16 protein-coding genes and 1 riboswitch are annotated in these 15,145 nt (G+C 44.3%); of the genes, 5 read left to right on the top strand and 11 right to left on the bottom strand.

Annotated elements, in window-relative coordinates:
- Positions 1-6: 6 nt before the first annotated feature.
- The 11 genes from G5S32_RS07715 to pduA all read right to left on the bottom strand — a co-directional run bounded on the left by G5S32_RS07715 (position 7) and on the right by pduA (position 8,327).
- On the bottom strand, positions 7-291 hold the full coding sequence (locus G5S32_RS07715; protein ID WP_102941954.1) for a EutN/CcmL family microcompartment protein: 285 nt from the start codon (positions 289-291) through the stop codon (positions 7-9).
- Positions 282-797: a PduM family microcompartment protein gene (gene pduM, locus G5S32_RS07710; protein WP_165311460.1), complete on the bottom strand. Its 516-nt coding sequence runs from the start codon at positions 795-797 to the stop codon at positions 282-284. Before pduM ends, G5S32_RS07715 begins: the two co-directional genes overlap by 10 nt.
- Complete coding sequence (locus tag G5S32_RS07705) at positions 794-1,429, bottom strand: phosphate propanoyltransferase (RefSeq protein WP_246200998.1); 636 nt, start codon at positions 1,427-1,429, stop codon at positions 794-796. Before G5S32_RS07705 ends, pduM begins: the two co-directional genes overlap by 4 nt.
- 1 nt (position 1,430) lies before the next feature.
- Positions 1,431-1,994, bottom strand: coding sequence for a BMC domain-containing protein (locus tag G5S32_RS07700; RefSeq protein WP_207621569.1), 564 nt, complete (start codon positions 1,992-1,994; stop codon positions 1,431-1,433).
- Between the two features lie 113 nt (positions 1,995-2,107).
- A complete protein-coding gene (locus G5S32_RS07695; RefSeq protein WP_165311459.1) occupies positions 2,108-2,488 on the bottom strand; it encodes a glycerol dehydratase reactivase beta/small subunit family protein in 381 nt (126 codons plus the stop codon).
- On the bottom strand, positions 2,481-4,313 hold the full coding sequence (locus G5S32_RS07690) for a diol dehydratase reactivase subunit alpha (RefSeq protein WP_165311458.1): 1,833 nt from the start codon (positions 4,311-4,313) through the stop codon (positions 2,481-2,483). Before G5S32_RS07690 ends, G5S32_RS07695 begins: the two co-directional genes overlap by 8 nt.
- A 41-nt stretch (positions 4,314-4,354) precedes the next feature.
- Positions 4,355-4,870, bottom strand: a complete 516-nt coding sequence (gene pduE, locus G5S32_RS07685; RefSeq protein WP_102941959.1) for a propanediol dehydratase small subunit PduE — start codon at positions 4,868-4,870, stop codon at positions 4,355-4,357.
- Between the two features lie 14 nt (positions 4,871-4,884).
- Positions 4,885-5,541 (bottom strand): propanediol/glycerol family dehydratase medium subunit, encoded by a 657-nt coding sequence (locus G5S32_RS07680; RefSeq protein ID WP_102941960.1) that lies wholly within the window; start codon positions 5,539-5,541, stop codon positions 4,885-4,887.
- Positions 5,542-5,553: 12 nt separating this feature from the next.
- Positions 5,554-7,218 carry a propanediol dehydratase large subunit PduC gene (gene pduC, locus G5S32_RS07675; protein WP_112404360.1) on the bottom strand — a complete coding sequence of 555 codons (1,665 nt, stop codon included), beginning with the start codon at positions 7,216-7,218 and terminating at the stop codon, positions 5,554-5,556.
- Positions 7,219-7,239: 21 nt separating this feature from the next.
- Complete coding sequence (gene pduB / locus G5S32_RS07670) at positions 7,240-8,046, bottom strand: propanediol utilization microcompartment protein PduB (RefSeq protein ID WP_102941962.1); 807 nt, start codon at positions 8,044-8,046, stop codon at positions 7,240-7,242.
- Positions 8,043-8,327 carry a propanediol utilization microcompartment protein PduA gene (gene pduA / locus G5S32_RS07665; protein WP_102941963.1) on the bottom strand — a complete coding sequence of 95 codons (285 nt, stop codon included), beginning with the start codon at positions 8,325-8,327 and terminating at the stop codon, positions 8,043-8,045. Before pduA ends, pduB begins: the two co-directional genes overlap by 4 nt.
- Before the next feature lie 585 nt (positions 8,328-8,912).
- On the opposite strand from pduA, the gene G5S32_RS07660 reads away from it, so the two are divergent.
- From G5S32_RS07660 to cbiB, 5 genes are all read left to right on the top strand, one after another.
- Positions 8,913-9,731: an MIP/aquaporin family protein gene (locus G5S32_RS07660; protein WP_102941964.1), complete on the top strand. Its 819-nt coding sequence runs from the start codon at positions 8,913-8,915 to the stop codon at positions 9,729-9,731.
- Between the two features lie 192 nt (positions 9,732-9,923).
- Complete coding sequence (locus tag G5S32_RS07655; protein WP_165311457.1) at positions 9,924-11,006, top strand: glycerol dehydrogenase; 1,083 nt, start codon at positions 9,924-9,926, stop codon at positions 11,004-11,006.
- A gap of 317 nt (positions 11,007-11,323) precedes the next feature.
- Positions 11,324-12,229 (top strand): transcriptional regulator PocR, encoded by a 906-nt coding sequence (gene pocR, locus G5S32_RS07650; protein WP_102941966.1) that lies wholly within the window; start codon positions 11,324-11,326, stop codon positions 12,227-12,229.
- Between the two features lie 286 nt (positions 12,230-12,515).
- A riboswitch (cobalamin riboswitch) is annotated at positions 12,516-12,715 on the top strand.
- A gap of 102 nt (positions 12,716-12,817) precedes the next feature.
- Positions 12,818-14,185, top strand: a complete 1,368-nt coding sequence (locus G5S32_RS07645) for a cobyrinic acid a,c-diamide synthase CobB (RefSeq protein ID WP_165311456.1) — start codon at positions 12,818-12,820, stop codon at positions 14,183-14,185.
- Positions 14,182-15,135 (top strand): adenosylcobinamide-phosphate synthase CbiB, encoded by a 954-nt coding sequence (cbiB, locus tag G5S32_RS07640; protein WP_207621568.1) that lies wholly within the window; start codon positions 14,182-14,184, stop codon positions 15,133-15,135. The genes G5S32_RS07645 and cbiB overlap by 4 nt, the downstream gene beginning before the upstream one ends.
- The last annotated feature ends 10 nt before the right edge of the window (positions 15,136-15,145 follow it).

The raw sequence follows: 15,145 nt of genomic DNA, 5'->3' as shown, positions 1-15,145 counted from the left end.
TTCTCCTTACTTATCCGACACAGACAAAGAGTCTAAGATGGCAACCACACATAAATCGGCTGCGGAGCGATCGTTATTCAGGCAAGCTCTGGCTGACGATCCTCTGGTGAGCAGCACAAATTCACCGTCACCTGCGCCCACACAATCAACGGCTACTTCAGGTGGAAAACCGGGCATTTTAGGGCTCTGTCCATCGGTTCCAACTGGCTGTACAAGCAGCAATTTGCGTCCAACTAAGCTTTCTGATTTTTGAGTCGAAACCACTGAGCCGACTACTTTTGCTAAATCCATAATGTGTCCTCCGAGCAGGACCAAATGATGTGATTTTTGGTCATTACGTCTTTTGCCATTGCTGTAACTATGGTGTTTGGTCTGGTTACCACGACGGAATGAGTAAGTTGGCAGACATCGCCGTAAGCCAGAACAGAACGCCCCCATAAAACAACGGGCTGACCATCTTTGGTTTGCCAAATAAATGGCAAGTTAGTCAAAGCCTTAACAGGCAGCATTGAACAAAGAGAAGGGTGGATGACTAAAGTAACCTCAACACCAAAACTCACAACTTTCAGTAAGTGTTTCACTTCTGGAGTCTCTGTTTGGCAACGAGCCAGTGCCAAAATGCTATTGGCATCAACAGACTCGACCATCATCTTGCCATGACGAGCGAGAACACCGAGTTCAACAGGAGAAGCCAGCGCTGGAAGTGTAGTGGTGTAGACAGCATGCTCACGTTCGCTTAGTAGGGTTGCGATACGTTCAACAATGGCTGCAATAACTTTGTCATCCAGTTTCATCATGATGACACCTTCAATATTTTGGCGAACGCTTGCGGATTGTCCGCGTCCGCAGCATTGGCTTCATCAGTATCGAGGTGCATCTCTAACACCATATCTGGAGACACGCGAATCGATACTTCTTCAAACACCGTTCCTCTTGGTGTGCCTTCAATAGCAACCGATACAGAATCACCGTGTTTTACCCCAAACAACAAAGCATCGAGAGGCGACATGTGAATATGTCTTAGCGCGACAATGACGCCTTTAGTCAGGTTCACTTCACCCATATCGCTGACCAGCTTGATTCCAGGAGTATCGTTAAGGTCACCAGACAAACGGATCGGAGCAGGAATACCTAAGGTGCGAGCATCGGTTTTGGATATTTCTACCTGAGTAGAGCTACGCACAGGGCCAAGAATACGAACCTTTTCCAATTTTCCTTTTGGACCAACGAGCGTTACGGTTTGATCCGCGGCGTATTGCCCAGGTTGTTTCAACTCTTTGCGAACCGACATCGCTTGATTTGGAAACAAGCAGTCATAATCGCGTTGAGACAGATGCAAATGGCGATTAGAAATACCCACGGGGATCGGTCTTTCTCGCATCTGGGTCAACACGTTGCAAACTGCTTGTTTAACTTCAACAATATTCACGTTATTTCACCTTGGTATTGTGGATGCACTTGGTGTGAGGTTCGCCTTTCACGCGTTCACAAAGCGGGTCTCCGCATAAATTACAAGTCGCTTCAACACTTGCTGGTGGTTGATTTTCAGCAATAACTTCTTCGACAACGATGTCATATTCCGAAACGGGTTCGTTTTCAGAAACTGGTTCTTTTTCAAAAGCTGATTCGATGCTTTCAGTCTTTTGCACATCAGTAGGTTCAACGGCATGCTCAACTTTAGGTGGCATAGTTTTTGGCTTTTTCAACTCAGCTTTTTTTACTGGCGTTCCCCACGTATCCATAATGGTTTGATCAGGTCTGGAGAGCGTTTTCATTGCTACGAATGCGTTGTGACGTTTTGCCAGTTCACAACCAGAAGAGAGTGATGCTTGAACCGCTGCAACATCACCCACCACCTTGATGGTTTGCCAACCGCCACCTTTACAGGTTTCGATCCCCACAATAGTGACAGATGCGGTTTTAGCCATTGCATCTGCTACTAAAATAGCGCTAGCTAACCCTTTGATTTCTAATAGTCCTAATGACTTTCTCACACGTGCCTCCTTGGTTTGAATGTCACGTTATTGGTTGCTAGGGAAGAGGGTTTCAAAATGCTTAAATATGTTGTTCATCTCGTTCTCCTAGAGCGCTCTTAACTTAAATAGCTTCACTGGTTTGCATCGTTCACAGGTTTAAAAGGCAGACCTTTCACTAAACGGGCAGCATTACAGCCTAAATTGCGTAACTGGCTGTAAAGCTCGCCTTGAGCGCCGAGTGTGTGCAGTGAAACTTGAAATAGCGGGCTTTCAGGAGTGAGGTTGCGCGAGTGCACCACGATCTCCTGATGAGTACATGCAATCCCAACCGCTAGAGGTGAGAGTGATGCCGCGTTATGTGCTTCTTTTCTTATGTCGGTTATCTGTTTTTCAGTTGTCTTGAAGGGAATGCCTTCTTCTTCTATTCCCCAAAGCATCTGATGAAGTTGTTTGTTGTCTACTTGTTCCAGATAAACCCAAATGGCAGGAACTTCTTGTAATTGGCTATGCATGGGCTTCTCCTTTACTAGTGTGATAGGAAAGGATCAACCCAGTCGCTACAGCGTTACGTGGACCTTCAGTTCCACGAACGTTGCCTCGACCAGCAACAAGGTTGTAGTGCGATAATGCATCTGTGACTAATTGTGGAACTTCAAAGTCGAGTGAAGAACCACCGACAAGGACAACAAAAGGTATATCTCGAATATTGCCTGTTGGACTGACTGCGCGAAGCGCGCGTATAGCGTTAGTAACGAAGACTCGTTGTTTCGCCGTGCGTCTAATCATGCGCACTTTTTCAATCGATTCTTCGCCTGCTAATGGAATAAATCCGGTTTCTTTTACGACGACAACGCGTGCGAAAATTTCGCTTGGTAAAGGTTTATCAAAGAATTGCACCGTGCCGTCTTCATGGCGTAAGTGGAACAAGCTTTCTACTTTAGCCAGTGGGTATTTTTTTATGTCTTCGGCTAAATAGGTATCATCTAATCCCAGTTCGGAAGCAATGATCATCGTGACCATGTCACCTGCGCCTGCTAGGTGTATGGCTGTCATTCTGCCTTGGCCGTCAATGATGGAAGCGTCTGTCGAACCTGCGCCTAAATCGAGAATTGCTAACGGCGTTTGTGTACCGGGAGTGGTGAGTGCACCGAGGATAGCCGCTTCTGCTTCAGCACCGCCTATTTGAACTTTGACGTTGAGAGTGCCGTGTATTTCTTCTGCGATACGCGCCATTTGCAAGTGATCCGATTTCACCATTGAGGCGATACCGACCGCGTGCTCAAGAGAAAACTCGCCGGCTAAACCACCAGTGACATTAATAGGCACTAAAGTATCTACAGCCAACAAGTCTTGGATGTAGATTTCATTGCTTGGCTTGTTGGTCAGTTCTGCCATGGTTTGGCGAACGTTTTCCAACATACCGCCGATGTTACTGCCAGCTTCACCCGTCACGTTGTCTAATGTTTTGCAGGCAGAAACCCCTTGCATGATTTTTTCGCTGCCTTGAGCAACGTCGATGGTTGTTGTTCTACCTTCTGAATAAAGAGTGATGTGGCCCGCGGGAATCGTACGGGCTTTCACATCACCTTCAGGCGTTTTGACAACAACGGCTGAACGAGTACCGATAAGTGCTCTTGCCACTGGCACTACGTTTTTGGTTTCGTCTGCGTCGAGTTCGAACACAGTTGCAATGCCGTAGGGGTTGGATAGGGTAGAGATCACTTGTCCAGGCATGGCGACTTCAACAGCAGCGGGCATGCCCATCGGAATTCTGTCGATGTATTTCACTTCATCGACAATAGGAATAATTTTATTGAGGCGGTTACTGACCAGTACACCGTCGTCTTTTTGCAAAATTGCAGCTTCGATTTTGTAGCCTGCTTGTGTTGCGGCATTGATCATGGCAGCAATGTCTGCGAAATCTAGCTCGCCGGGTGCGACGAGTATGTAAGCCTTACTTTTGTCGCAATGCAGTAAGTCGTTAAAGGTGATGGTGATGCCAACCCCAAGTCCTAAACCACCGGGTGTTTTGGGGTTGTGTCCGATCATTGTTGATTCAGTAATGATGGTTTCCGTAATGGTTTCCATCGCTACATCACCAATTACGGGCGTGGCTTCATTGATGCGGATTATGTCAATGTCTTCACGTGTTAAATTGGCTTTTTTAACCACGAGATCCAGCGCAGTATAGATACCAAACAAATTACGCTTGGTGCCTTTGATACCAGTTGTTTCTGTAATTGCACTTGCCACAAAGCGAGTTTCCCCGGCTTGCTGAACTGCTAATGCAACTTCGGTCGTAGAGTTACCGATATCAATGCCCACTATATACGCCATCACCATACTCCTTTAACGTCAACTTCTTATGCGCTTTCAGATTAATCATCGCCTTTGAGTTTTTTACGCTCGACGTACAAATCAGCCGCTTCACGAACGTACTGCGAACAGATCGTCGCGTGGTATTTGGATTTGAGTTCGTCAGAGATTGCAATCAGCTCTTCTTTGGTGGAGCGATAAGGGCGGAGTGCGTTGTAAATCTCAAGAACACGATCATCAGGTACAGCAGTCAGTTCTGCCGCGCGTTCAAAGTTAATCGCCAAGCGTTCACGTCCAGCACTGCGTGCGATGTCTGCCTGAATTCTCAGAATTTCAGGAGTGATACGCATGTCTGCTGATTTCACGCTGCCGTTTAACACGTTCGCGAGAGTGATATCGTCTAGTGTTTTACCTGTGCTGGTTTTGACCCAGTCAGGGTGTTTGTTCGCTAGAGGATAATCTTTAACAGTCACTGAACTGTTAGATTGAGCTGTGCTTGACGAAACCGGCGCATCGCTTGTGTTGCTCATCTTGTACAACACGTCGCGAACTAAGGATTCGATAGATTCAGAATTCATAGCATTTCCTTTCGTTAATCTAAGACCTCAAGTTCCACAGCACCTTTGCCTTGCACAACGTGTTTGGTTTCTTTGATGTGCAATACCGCAGATTTTGCTTGGTACTTAGGACGAGCCATTTGGTCGTTCAGTGTTGGAACAGGTTGTGGCGATTCACCTTTTGCATACTTAGCGGCGTTTTTCCCGATTTGACGGTAAGTTTCTAGCGTCAAAAGTGGTGCTTGTGGGAAAAGCTCTAAGTTAGAAAGCGGTGGAAGACCGTTTTGGTGAATTACCGTAGTACCTTTTGATTGGATACCGATACAAATACCGGAACCACTTAAGCGGTCACCTTCAACGGCAATAAACGCAACGTCTGACGATTTGAAGCAGCGAATAACGCGTGCTTTTAAACCTTCTTCTTCGATGCCTGCTTTGAGCTCACGAATGATTGCTTTATGCGGTGTGCCAACCATGTTGGTTGTTTGGCTTAAACCAAATGCTGGACCAACTGCGATAATCACTTCATCCTTGCTGCTACCGTTTTTGGCTGGTGCTAACTCACGTAGGAATGAGTCTTCATTGCCAGCTGGAGCTGATTTAGCAAAAGAAACTGGCTTATCTGCGCCTGCCATTTCTCTTAGTACGTCTTCAACAATCTGACGCAACAGTGTTTCATTGATATCAACCATCTTTCGCCTTCCTTATCCAAGATCTTGAGGATCAAGGGCATTTGGAATGTTCTTAATTTCTTCCCAACGTTCACCCTGTAAACGATATCCCGTAGCGGGACCTGCGTAGTCGTTGACATCGTTAATGGCGGATAGCACTTGACCGTCACCCACGATGATGGCTGAGGTGTGCAAGTAGTCGCCTGAGATCTTCGCTTTCTGAATGTTCAGCATGTCGGTTGCCACATCTTCGAAACCGCCTTTCGCTAACGCTTTCACTACGTCTAGACCACTCAAGCTCTTCTCAATCACTTCTTGAGCTGCTTTCAAGTCTTCAACGATGTTGCGTTCTGGCATGTCTTTCGAACCGTGAGCGTAAGTCGCTGCTGTGACTTCTTCATCGGTGATCACTGGGAAACCAAGACCGGCGAATACAGCTTGCATTGCACGTGCTGCTTTATTACGAACCGCAACGACTTCCTCTTCGCGAACTGGGCGTAAGCCACCATCGACTTTAAGGTCACGTTGGATAACGTTGTAATCGTCAAAGTCTTCAGCGTCTTCGTTTGAACCTGCGAACATGTTGTCGTAGTTAGGAACAGCAGAGTAACCAGAAGAAATGAAGTCAGTACCTGGCAAGAACTGCATCAACAAACGTGCGGTACGACGCATGTCCGAGTGCGTAAATGTTTGGTCGTTACTGGATGCACATTCAAGATCGAGAGCTGCACAGATAAGGTTCTCTGCAAGTACTGCACGAATACCTGATGGCACCGCTGATGGTACACCGATACAGCTTACTGAGCCGTTTTGAAGACCTTGTACGCCAGCACCTTTAGTGATGTAGATACAGCGAGCTTCTAGGTAGAGCATGGATTTGCCTTCGGCATAACCCATTTGTACCTCAGAACCTGAGCCCGAAGTGAAGCGCATTTTCAAGCCGCGTGATGCGTAAGATGATGCCAAGAAACCTTTAGACCAAGGCGTGTCATCACCGTCGGTAAATACAGGTTCAGTACCGTAAACAGAGATAGTTTCTGCATAACAGGTGTGACCCAACATACCTAGTTTTAGCTCAGTTGCTTCTTCCAATGAACACTGAGTTAGTACGCCTGGGCGACCAACTTGAGAGCCGATAAGTAGCGCAATAGCGTTAAATGGTGCATAACGCGCAACGGCTACTGTGGTCTCTTGTTCATCAAAACCACGCAGCGCACCTTCTGCAGCATCGGCAGCGATCTGAACAGGGTTGTCGCGCACGTTGGTAACGTGAGCTTGTTGAGACGGAGTACGGCGAGCACGCATTTTTTGCATGGCCATCATCATCTCTACCACGTTCATGTGCGACATGACTTCAACAATTTTTGCTGGTGTCATTGCGGTAGTGAGCGGAATGATGTCTGCGCGCTTAACGTTAGGATCGCAAAGCATGTTCGCGACTTTAACGGAGTCCATTGCCATTGCTTTTTCTGCATTGGCAAGGTTAATACCGTAACGTGCAATATAGTGATCGATTAAATCGAATTTAGATTCGGGTTTACCATCCAGTTCAACAACCTTTCCGTTGACTATTTTTATGGACGGCGTTGGATCATTCGGGCTTTCCATTGCAATAAAGCCTTCTTCGACCCAATCTTTTACAAATCCATCTTGGTTAACTGGGCGTTTTGCCAGTGCTTCAAATCTTTTTGAACGCATGAACCAACCTCGTTAATTTGATTAGATGTAAGAAGGACGATCGTTAGTTGGCTCGTCACCCAATGCACCTAGTAGTGTTTTACCGATTTCACGAGCAGAGATAACTGCTTGGCGAACTGCGCCTGAATCACCGGAAACTACTAAGATGGCTTCGTTACTGAAACTTGTGCCGTTTGCTGGAGTGCTGTACGCGATTACGTCAACATTTGCAGATTTCACTGCAGTATCTGCCATCAAAACACCCACAGAAGCAGGAGCACCCACGATGACGCCACAAGATTTACCTAGCGGTGCGCCAAATGCTTTTTCTAGTGCGTAGCTTGCGCGAGCGGTGTATTGAAGTTCGATGTGACCAGCTGCGTTTGCATATACGTCACCAAATGTGCGATCCAATTCTTTAAGTGCAACTTCAACAGCGCGACGAACGTCAGAAACATCATCACCACCAAACACAATTAAAGAACCATGACCTGCGCCGCCTTTGGTGTCGCGAGGAAGTTCAATACAAACCACTTCAGTGTTTGTACCTTTCACTGCTTCGTCTGCTGCCATGATGTGTGGACCAGCACCAGTACGAGCACCCATGATGCCGATAGAGCGGTAGCGTTTTTCCAGTTTCATAGCATCCAAAAGAGCCGTGTCGACGTTTGCTATGACTAACCCGATGGTGTCGCCAATAGCAGTACCGACAAACTCAGTAAGACTGCATGTTTTTTTATCCATTGTTTCACCTCGATTTTTTTTCGCTGAGGAGACATCAGGTGAACCATTCTGAACCCGAGCGATCACCTGATTCATGATTTGTTCAACTAATGGGTTGTCACTCATTCGTTAAGTCCTTTTGGAAGAATTTTTTCAACGTCCGTATGAGGGCGAGGAATAACGTGTGTTGCGACAACTTCACCAACATTGGCAGCAGAAGATGCGCCTGCGTCAGTTGCAGCTTTAACCGCACCCACATCGCCACGAACAACCACTGTTACCAAGCCAGAGCCGATTTTTTCGTATCCGACAAGGACTACGTTTGCCGATTTGACCATTGTGTCTGCAGCTTCAATTGCAGCGGTTAGACCACGGGTCTCGACCATTCCTAGTGCTTCTTGTTGCATATTTATACCTCGTAGTATTTTCATAATGTTGCGCAGAGATATTAGAAAAGTCGGACGAAAAATAATGGTTTAGTTTGAGGGATTTAATTGCGACTAATTAGTGCTATATGTGAAAAAATTGCACTTTCAAAATGTAGGTATAAGTAATTTCAGGGTTCATGAGGAATAGGCTATTGGTAAAAAATTGCTATTTAGCTATTTTTTTATTGTTTATTTTTGTGACATTTAGCAAAGTTACAAATAATTTGAAGTTAGTCATAAATAACGGATTTATGGGACTTCCGTATCAATAATTGAAATTTAATATAAGCAATATTTTACCTTTCGTTATGTTGTATAAGTTGTTGTAAATAAACATCATTTAATCTAATTTTGTGCATTTTTATTAATGGGTATTTAAAAAATACCTATAAAGTGTGAATTGATGGCAAAAAAGTAATAAATTAAAAAAATATACTTTATGTCGAAGTTTTTCATTTCATGAACCGTGAGTTGGCTTCGTGGAATAGGGGTTATATTTATATTTAATTAAATAAACACCTTATATAAGGCAGCGTTTATTTCTATAAAAAGGAACATAATGTCATGAGTAACCTACGAAACGAATGTATATCTGAGTTCTTCGGAACAGGGCTATTTTTATTTTTTGGTGCAAGTTGTTTGTCTGCTATCAAAGTCGCTGGAGCGTCTTATGGTTTGTGGGAAATTTGTATTGTGTGGGGCTTGGGGATCTCTCTAGCCGTTTATCTAACTGCAGGCGTCTCTGGTGCACACTTGAATCCAGCGGTAACCATTGGCCTTTGGCTGTTTGCGAACTTTGACAAACGTAAAGTGATTCCTTACAGCTTGTCTCAAACTGCGGGCGCTTTCTTTGGTGTTGCAATGTGTTACCTAATTTACAAAGACCTTTTCACCGCATATGAAACGGCCAACAATATGGTGCGTGGTTCTGAAGAGAGTCTCTACTTGGCCGGTATTTTTAGTACCTATCCTCATCCTGCCATTTCCGTTTTCCAAGCAGCCTTTGTAGAAATCATTATTACCGCAACACTTATGTCATTGATCCTTGCTTTGACCGACGATGGTAACGGTGTACCTAGAGGTGCTTTGGCTCCTCTATTAATCGGTATTCTTGTGGCAGTTATCGGTGCATCAACAGCCCCATTAACAGGATTTGCGATGAACCCTGCACGTGATTTCGGACCAAAACTATTCGCTTATTTAGCAGGATGGGGAAATGTTGCCATGACTGGCGCGCGCGATATTCCTTATTTCTTAGTGCCAATCATAGCTCCGATCATCGGTGCATGCGTGGGTGGTGCAGGCTACAAATTCTTTATTGGTAAAGGTTTAGAAGCGGAGAAACCTTCAGCAAAGGAGGTTGAGGGCCAGACACAACTTTAACGTGTACAGAAGTCGTTCTGGATTCACCGTTTTGCTAATGAGTAGAACCAACAAAATATAATCCTATGCACAGGTATTTAAAGCTGCGAGTTGTAAAAGGTGAGGCATCATTTTTTACAACAGCAGCTTTAAGTATGACGTTGAGATTACTTTTAACGTGAAACTAGGGTCTTAAAGCCCTAAGGAGCAACAATGGATAACATTATTATTTGCCCAAGTAAGTACGTACAAGGACCAAACGTGATGGATAACTTAGGGGCGTACGTTAAGCCTCTAGGGAGTTCCGTTATTGTGCTTGCCGATGACTTCGTTACTCAGTTAGTAGAAAAAAGAGTGAGCGTAAGTTTCAGTGAGCAAAATATTGAAGGGTACTTTGCACTTTTTGGTGGTGAATGTTCACAGCCAGAAATTGAACGTTTAACTGCCGTTGCAAAAGATCAGCGAGTTGAAGCTGTGGTGGGTATTGGTGGCGGTAAAACATTAGATACTGCGAAAGCCGTTGGTGCGGAGCTTAGTATTCCTGTGGTAATTGTGCCGACGATAGCGTCAACTGATGCACCCACCAGCGCATTGTCAGTAATTTATACGCCAGAAGGCGAGTTCAGCGAATATCGCTTCTACACCAAAAACCCTGACGTTGTGATTATGGATACTCAGATCGTAGCGCAAGCGCCGACACGTCTACTTGTTTCTGGTATGGGGGATGCACTCTCTACCTATTTTGAAGCAAGGGCAAACGAGCGTTCCGGCAAAGGAACTATGGCTGGCGGCGCACCAACAAAAGCGGCGCAAGCGTTAGCAAAACTCTGCTTCCAAATTCTGATGAGCGATGGGTTGAAAGCTAAAATAGCGTGTGACAACAACCTTTCAAGCCGTGCTCTGGAAAATATTGTTGAAGCCAATACCTATCTTTCCGGAATTGGATTTGAAAGCTCTGGCTTGGCTGCTGCACATGCGATTCATAATGGTTTGACACTTCTAGAAGAGTGCCATCATTTGTACCATGGTGAAAAAGTGGCGTTTGGTACCATTACTCAGTTGGTTTTAGAAAATGCACCAATGGAAGAAATCAATGAAGTGATCGAATTCTGCTGCAATGTTGGGCTACCAACCAATCTAACCGATATGGGTGTTCTGCACATAGACAAAGATAAGCTACTCAACGTGGCGAAAGCAGCATGTGCAGAAGGGGAAACTATCCACAACATGCCATTTAAAGTGACCCCAGAATTAGTCCTTTCTGCGATTCTCACTGCTCATGAATTAGGTAGTTAAAATATTGGAATAAACGTCTATTTTATTTCTTGTCTGAGTGATATGAATAAATTTTTTCACATTTATGTCACTTAGACAGGTTTTTTAATTTCGTTATATGAATAAATTAAAGTGTTTCCTTTCTCTAAGTAAATTAGTTGCATGTAACAATTAATTATCAAAATATTAACCATCAAAGTTTCTTTACATAAATCTGACGAAATAAATTGGTTAATTTAGTTACTGATCACTTATTTGTTTTCATCTTGGTGCTACATATAAACTCGAATTTCGGGACGAAGTATTTTGTATCGTATCAATGGACTAAGAAGGTGGTTATGTCTTCTGTTACCTCATTAGACTCAGCATTAATAAGAAAGATCGCTTCAGATTTTGCACAAGCGACAGAATTAGCCGTGGTCGTCGTAAATATACATGGAGAGGAAATATCAGAACGATTTAACTTTTCAGATTTCTGTCAGAAGATCAGACAGAACCCCGAACTCTACAATCAATGCATGCTCAGTGATAAAAGAGGTGGCCTCAAAGCCTCTGTTGATAACAAACCGTGTGTGTACCAATGCCATGCTGGGCTTACGGATTTCTCAATTCCTTTGATCGTTGAAGGACACTTGGTTGGCTTTGTGTTGTGCGGGCAGGTAAGACTTATCGGCCATGAAGATGAGTCCATTGAAGGGATGGCTCACACTCAAAATATGTGGGAAAAAGACGAGGAGCTTCGTCATTGCTTTGAAGATATTCCAGTCGTTGATTACCAAAAAGTCCTGGCTTCTGCCGAGTTGCTGCAACTGATTGTTGAGAACTGTATTCGTAAGCACATTAACCTTGTAGTGATTGACGATACTGGCATTAACGACCAACAAAAGCTCTCTATCAATAACAATGATCATAAGATCAAAAAGGCGTTGCGCTTTATTGAGCACCATTTTAGTGACGACATTAAATTGGAAGATGTCGCTGCCCATATCTATCTGAGCCCTTACTACTTTTCGAAGTTATTCAAGAAACATCTTGGCATTGGTTTCAATGCGTACTTGAATAATTGCCGTATTATGCACGCCAAGAAAATGTTAAAAAGCAGTGGTATCCCTGTGGCGACAATTGCGAAAAATTTGGGATTTTCTCAGACCAGTTATTTCTGCAAAGTATTTAGAAAAAATTGCAGTATGAGTCCACAAGAATATAGAGATAAACATTATCAAGATGCGGTAATTCACGATTAGTTGATCTAGAAAATAAGTGATTTAATTTTTAAGTGGCACTTGAGTTTAATAACCGGTGCCACTTAACATATTTGAATATTGCACAATGACAATAAATTACCATTTGTATGTTTTAATTAACTCTGTAAGATACTGTTTTAAATGGTTGTTTAGGTTAGCATGACAATTTATTACCATTGAAGGTGATAATTTGGCAGAAATTCATCATCATGGTAGCCAGAATTTATTTACTAGAAGCCTATAGTGAGATTTAGGAACAAGATATGTAGTTAGTTTTAGTTGTCGAAACACGATATTTCAATTTGGTTATGCCCCAGACTGGGCATATATCCCGCAAGGGATTACGGAAGTGAGGTGAGAATCCTCCGCAGCCCCCGCTGCTGTAATGCTGACGACTTGGTTATACCACTGTTTCATAGGTGAAACGGGAAGGAATCAAGAAGGATGAAGCTAAGCCAGAAGACGAATCAAGTTGAACTCAATAACTCCTTCGGTGGGAAGAGAGTGAGAGAAGTAGGTTCCTGTCTTAAGACCCTACGACTTTTCACCTGCCCACCGTCCGTTCAGAAACGTAACTGAAAGTGGACTATGAAAGCATTACTTATAGCGGGCACAAACAGCGGAAGCGGCAAAACAACATTCACATTAGGTTTACTAAGAGCCTTGTGTCGCCGTGAGCTAAAAGTTCAGCCATTTAAGGTTGGCCCAGACTACATTGATACCGCTTGGCACAGCAAAGTCGCCAACGTTCCATCCCATAATTTAGATTCCTTTATGCTCGATGAGCAGACTGTTAACGCCTTATTCCATCAACAAACACAAAATGCCGACATCGCAGTGATAGAAGGTGTTATGGGGTTATTCGATGGCTATGGCACCGATCCATACTATTGCAGCAGCGCAGGTACAGCCAAAGCACTCAAATGCCCAGTGATTTTAGTTGTAGACGGTAAAGCTATGTCGACATCAGCTGCCGCGATTGTTATGGGCTTTCAGCAGTTCGGCAAAGAGATCAACATTGCAGGTGTTGTATTTAATAACGTCAATTCAGATAAGCACTACCAGCTTCTTAAACAGGCCGTAGAAACCTATTGCCACATTCCAGCGTTTGGTCGATTACCTAAGTTACCCAATATTGAACTTCCTTCTCGTCACTTAGGTTTGATGACTGCTCAAGAATCACAAGATATGGATTCTCAATGGGATGAACTGGCTGACGCTATTGAACAGTATGTTGATGTTGATGGCTTGCTTAGTGTTGCTTGCTCCCAACTTTACCAAGGTACAACGCAGACGATTTATCAAGCGATGGCAGGTAAGGGTAAAGGCTTAGTTATGGCAGTCGCGATGGATAAGGCATTCAACTTCTATTACCAAGCGAATCTTGATCTCCTAACCAGTTGCGGTGTTGAAATTCGATATTTTAGCCCTCTAACGGACTCACAATTACCTGAATGCGATTTGGTGTATATCGGTGGCGGATACCCTGAGCTATACGCGGAGCAGCTTTCGAAAAACCGTTCGATGTTGCAATCAATCCTTGCGGCTCATCAAGCCAATTTGCCCATTTATGCAGAGTGTGGCGGATTGATGTATTTAGGGAGTTCACTTTCTGACAGTGAAGAAAACATCTATCCCATGGTCGGTATCTTGTCAGGTCAAAGCGTTATGTCTAACAAGCTGAATCGCTTTGGTTACTGCAATGCAAAAGCAAACGTAGACACTTTGTTGTGCCTGTCTGGAAATGAGTTACGTGGTCACGAATTTCATTATTCCGATTTTGTTACGGATATGGAGCCGGCATTCACACTGAGTAAAGTCCATGAAGGCGAAGTGCTTGCAACCTGGCGAGGTGGTTATCAAGTAGGTAATACGTTAGCGATGTATCTCCATGTGCATTTTGCGCAGTCTCCGGAGATGTTGCTTGAGTGGTTTAAGAGGGCGCGAAGCCTATGATGACCTTAACTCTATATTTCACCGCGTTCTTTATGGATCTGTTGATTGGTGATCCTCACAGTTGGCCCCATCCTGTACGTTTGATCGGGATTTCAATTTCCAATATGGAGAAACGAATCCGACAAATCTTTAGCAGCAAAGTATGGCTCTATATCGCTGGCGGCATTTTGTGGCTCTGGATTGTTGGCACTGCAGGTTTAATTACTTGGGCAGTGATTCATTTGAGTTATGACATCCACTGGCTACTTGGGACAGTTGTCGAGCTTTGGCTTGCATTCACTGTGCTTGCGACAGGCTGCTTAAAAGATGCGGCTTATGAAGTGCTAATCCCGCTGCGTTCTCATAACCTTGAAGAAGCACGCCTCAAAGTCTCTTACATCGTTGGACGTGATACCAGCCAACTGGATGAAAAACAGATCACCAGAGCGACAGTCGAAACTGTGGCTGAAAACACGGTAGATGGTGTGATTGCACCGATGCTCTATCTGTTTATAGGCGGTGTACCACTTGCGATGGCATACAAAGCGATCAATACCCTTGATTCTATGGTTGGTTACAAAAACGATCGCTATAGAGAGTTGGGTTTTGTCTCTGCGCGTTTGGATGACGTGGCGAATTTTATTCCTGCTCGTATTTCTTGGCTGCTGTTTTCATTGTCTGCCTTCCTAATGGGGTGCAATGGTAAATCTGCATTTACCGTTGGTTGGCGAGACCGATATCAACATAAAAGCCCTAACAGCGCTTGGTCTGAAGCGACGGTCGCGGGAGCGCTTGGTGTGCAACTTGGTGGTCCAAGTAACTACTTTGGTCAATTGGTAGAAAAGCCTTGGATTGGAGATTTCCTTAGAGAAATCGAGCCAGAGGACATAGGTCAATCAACGCGCTTAATGTACTTAACGTCAACCTTAGCTCTACTTCTATTTTCACTCGCTTACATCATTGTTATTTAGGGATAGCCGT

It is taken from the genome of Vibrio ziniensis (assembly GCF_011064285.1).
Taxonomy (GTDB): domain Bacteria; phylum Pseudomonadota; class Gammaproteobacteria; order Enterobacterales; family Vibrionaceae; genus Vibrio; species Vibrio ziniensis.
The sequence above is the reverse complement of the archived record's forward strand: the minus strand, read 5'-3'. Positions and strand labels throughout refer to the sequence as shown.

Bases quoted from the DNA above. Each gene is read 5' to 3' on its own strand.
- G5S32_RS07715 (WP_102941954.1), bottom strand. From the start codon at position 291: ATGGATTTAGCAAAAGTAGTCGGCTCAGTGGTTTCGACTCAAAAATCA.
- pduM (WP_165311460.1), bottom strand. From the start codon at position 797: ATGATGAAACTGGATGACAAAGTTATTGCAGCCATTGTTGAACGTATC.
- G5S32_RS07695 (WP_165311459.1), bottom strand. From the start codon at position 2,488: ATGCATAGCCAATTACAAGAAGTTCCTGCCATTTGGGTTTATCTGGAA.
- G5S32_RS07690 (WP_165311458.1), bottom strand. From the start codon at position 4,313: ATGGCGTATATAGTGGGCATTGATATCGGTAACTCTACGACCGAAGTT.
- pduE (WP_102941959.1), bottom strand. From the start codon at position 4,870: ATGAATTCTGAATCTATCGAATCCTTAGTTCGCGACGTGTTGTACAAG.
- G5S32_RS07680 (WP_102941960.1), bottom strand. From the start codon at position 5,541: ATGGTTGATATCAATGAAACACTGTTGCGTCAGATTGTTGAAGACGTA.
- pduC (WP_112404360.1), bottom strand. From the start codon at position 7,218: ATGCGTTCAAAAAGATTTGAAGCACTGGCAAAACGCCCAGTTAACCAA.
- pduB (WP_102941962.1), bottom strand. From the start codon at position 8,046: ATGAGTGACAACCCATTAGTTGAACAAATCATGAATCAGGTGATCGCT.
- pduA (WP_102941963.1), bottom strand. From the start codon at position 8,327: ATGCAACAAGAAGCACTAGGAATGGTCGAGACCCGTGGTCTAACCGCT.
- G5S32_RS07660 (WP_102941964.1), top strand. From the start codon at position 8,913: ATGAGTAACCTACGAAACGAATGTATATCTGAGTTCTTCGGAACAGGG.
- G5S32_RS07655 (WP_165311457.1), top strand. From the start codon at position 9,924: ATGGATAACATTATTATTTGCCCAAGTAAGTACGTACAAGGACCAAAC.
- pocR (WP_102941966.1), top strand. From the start codon at position 11,324: ATGTCTTCTGTTACCTCATTAGACTCAGCATTAATAAGAAAGATCGCT.
- G5S32_RS07645 (WP_165311456.1), top strand. From the start codon at position 12,818: ATGAAAGCATTACTTATAGCGGGCACAAACAGCGGAAGCGGCAAAACA.
- cbiB (WP_207621568.1), top strand. From the start codon at position 14,182: ATGATGACCTTAACTCTATATTTCACCGCGTTCTTTATGGATCTGTTG.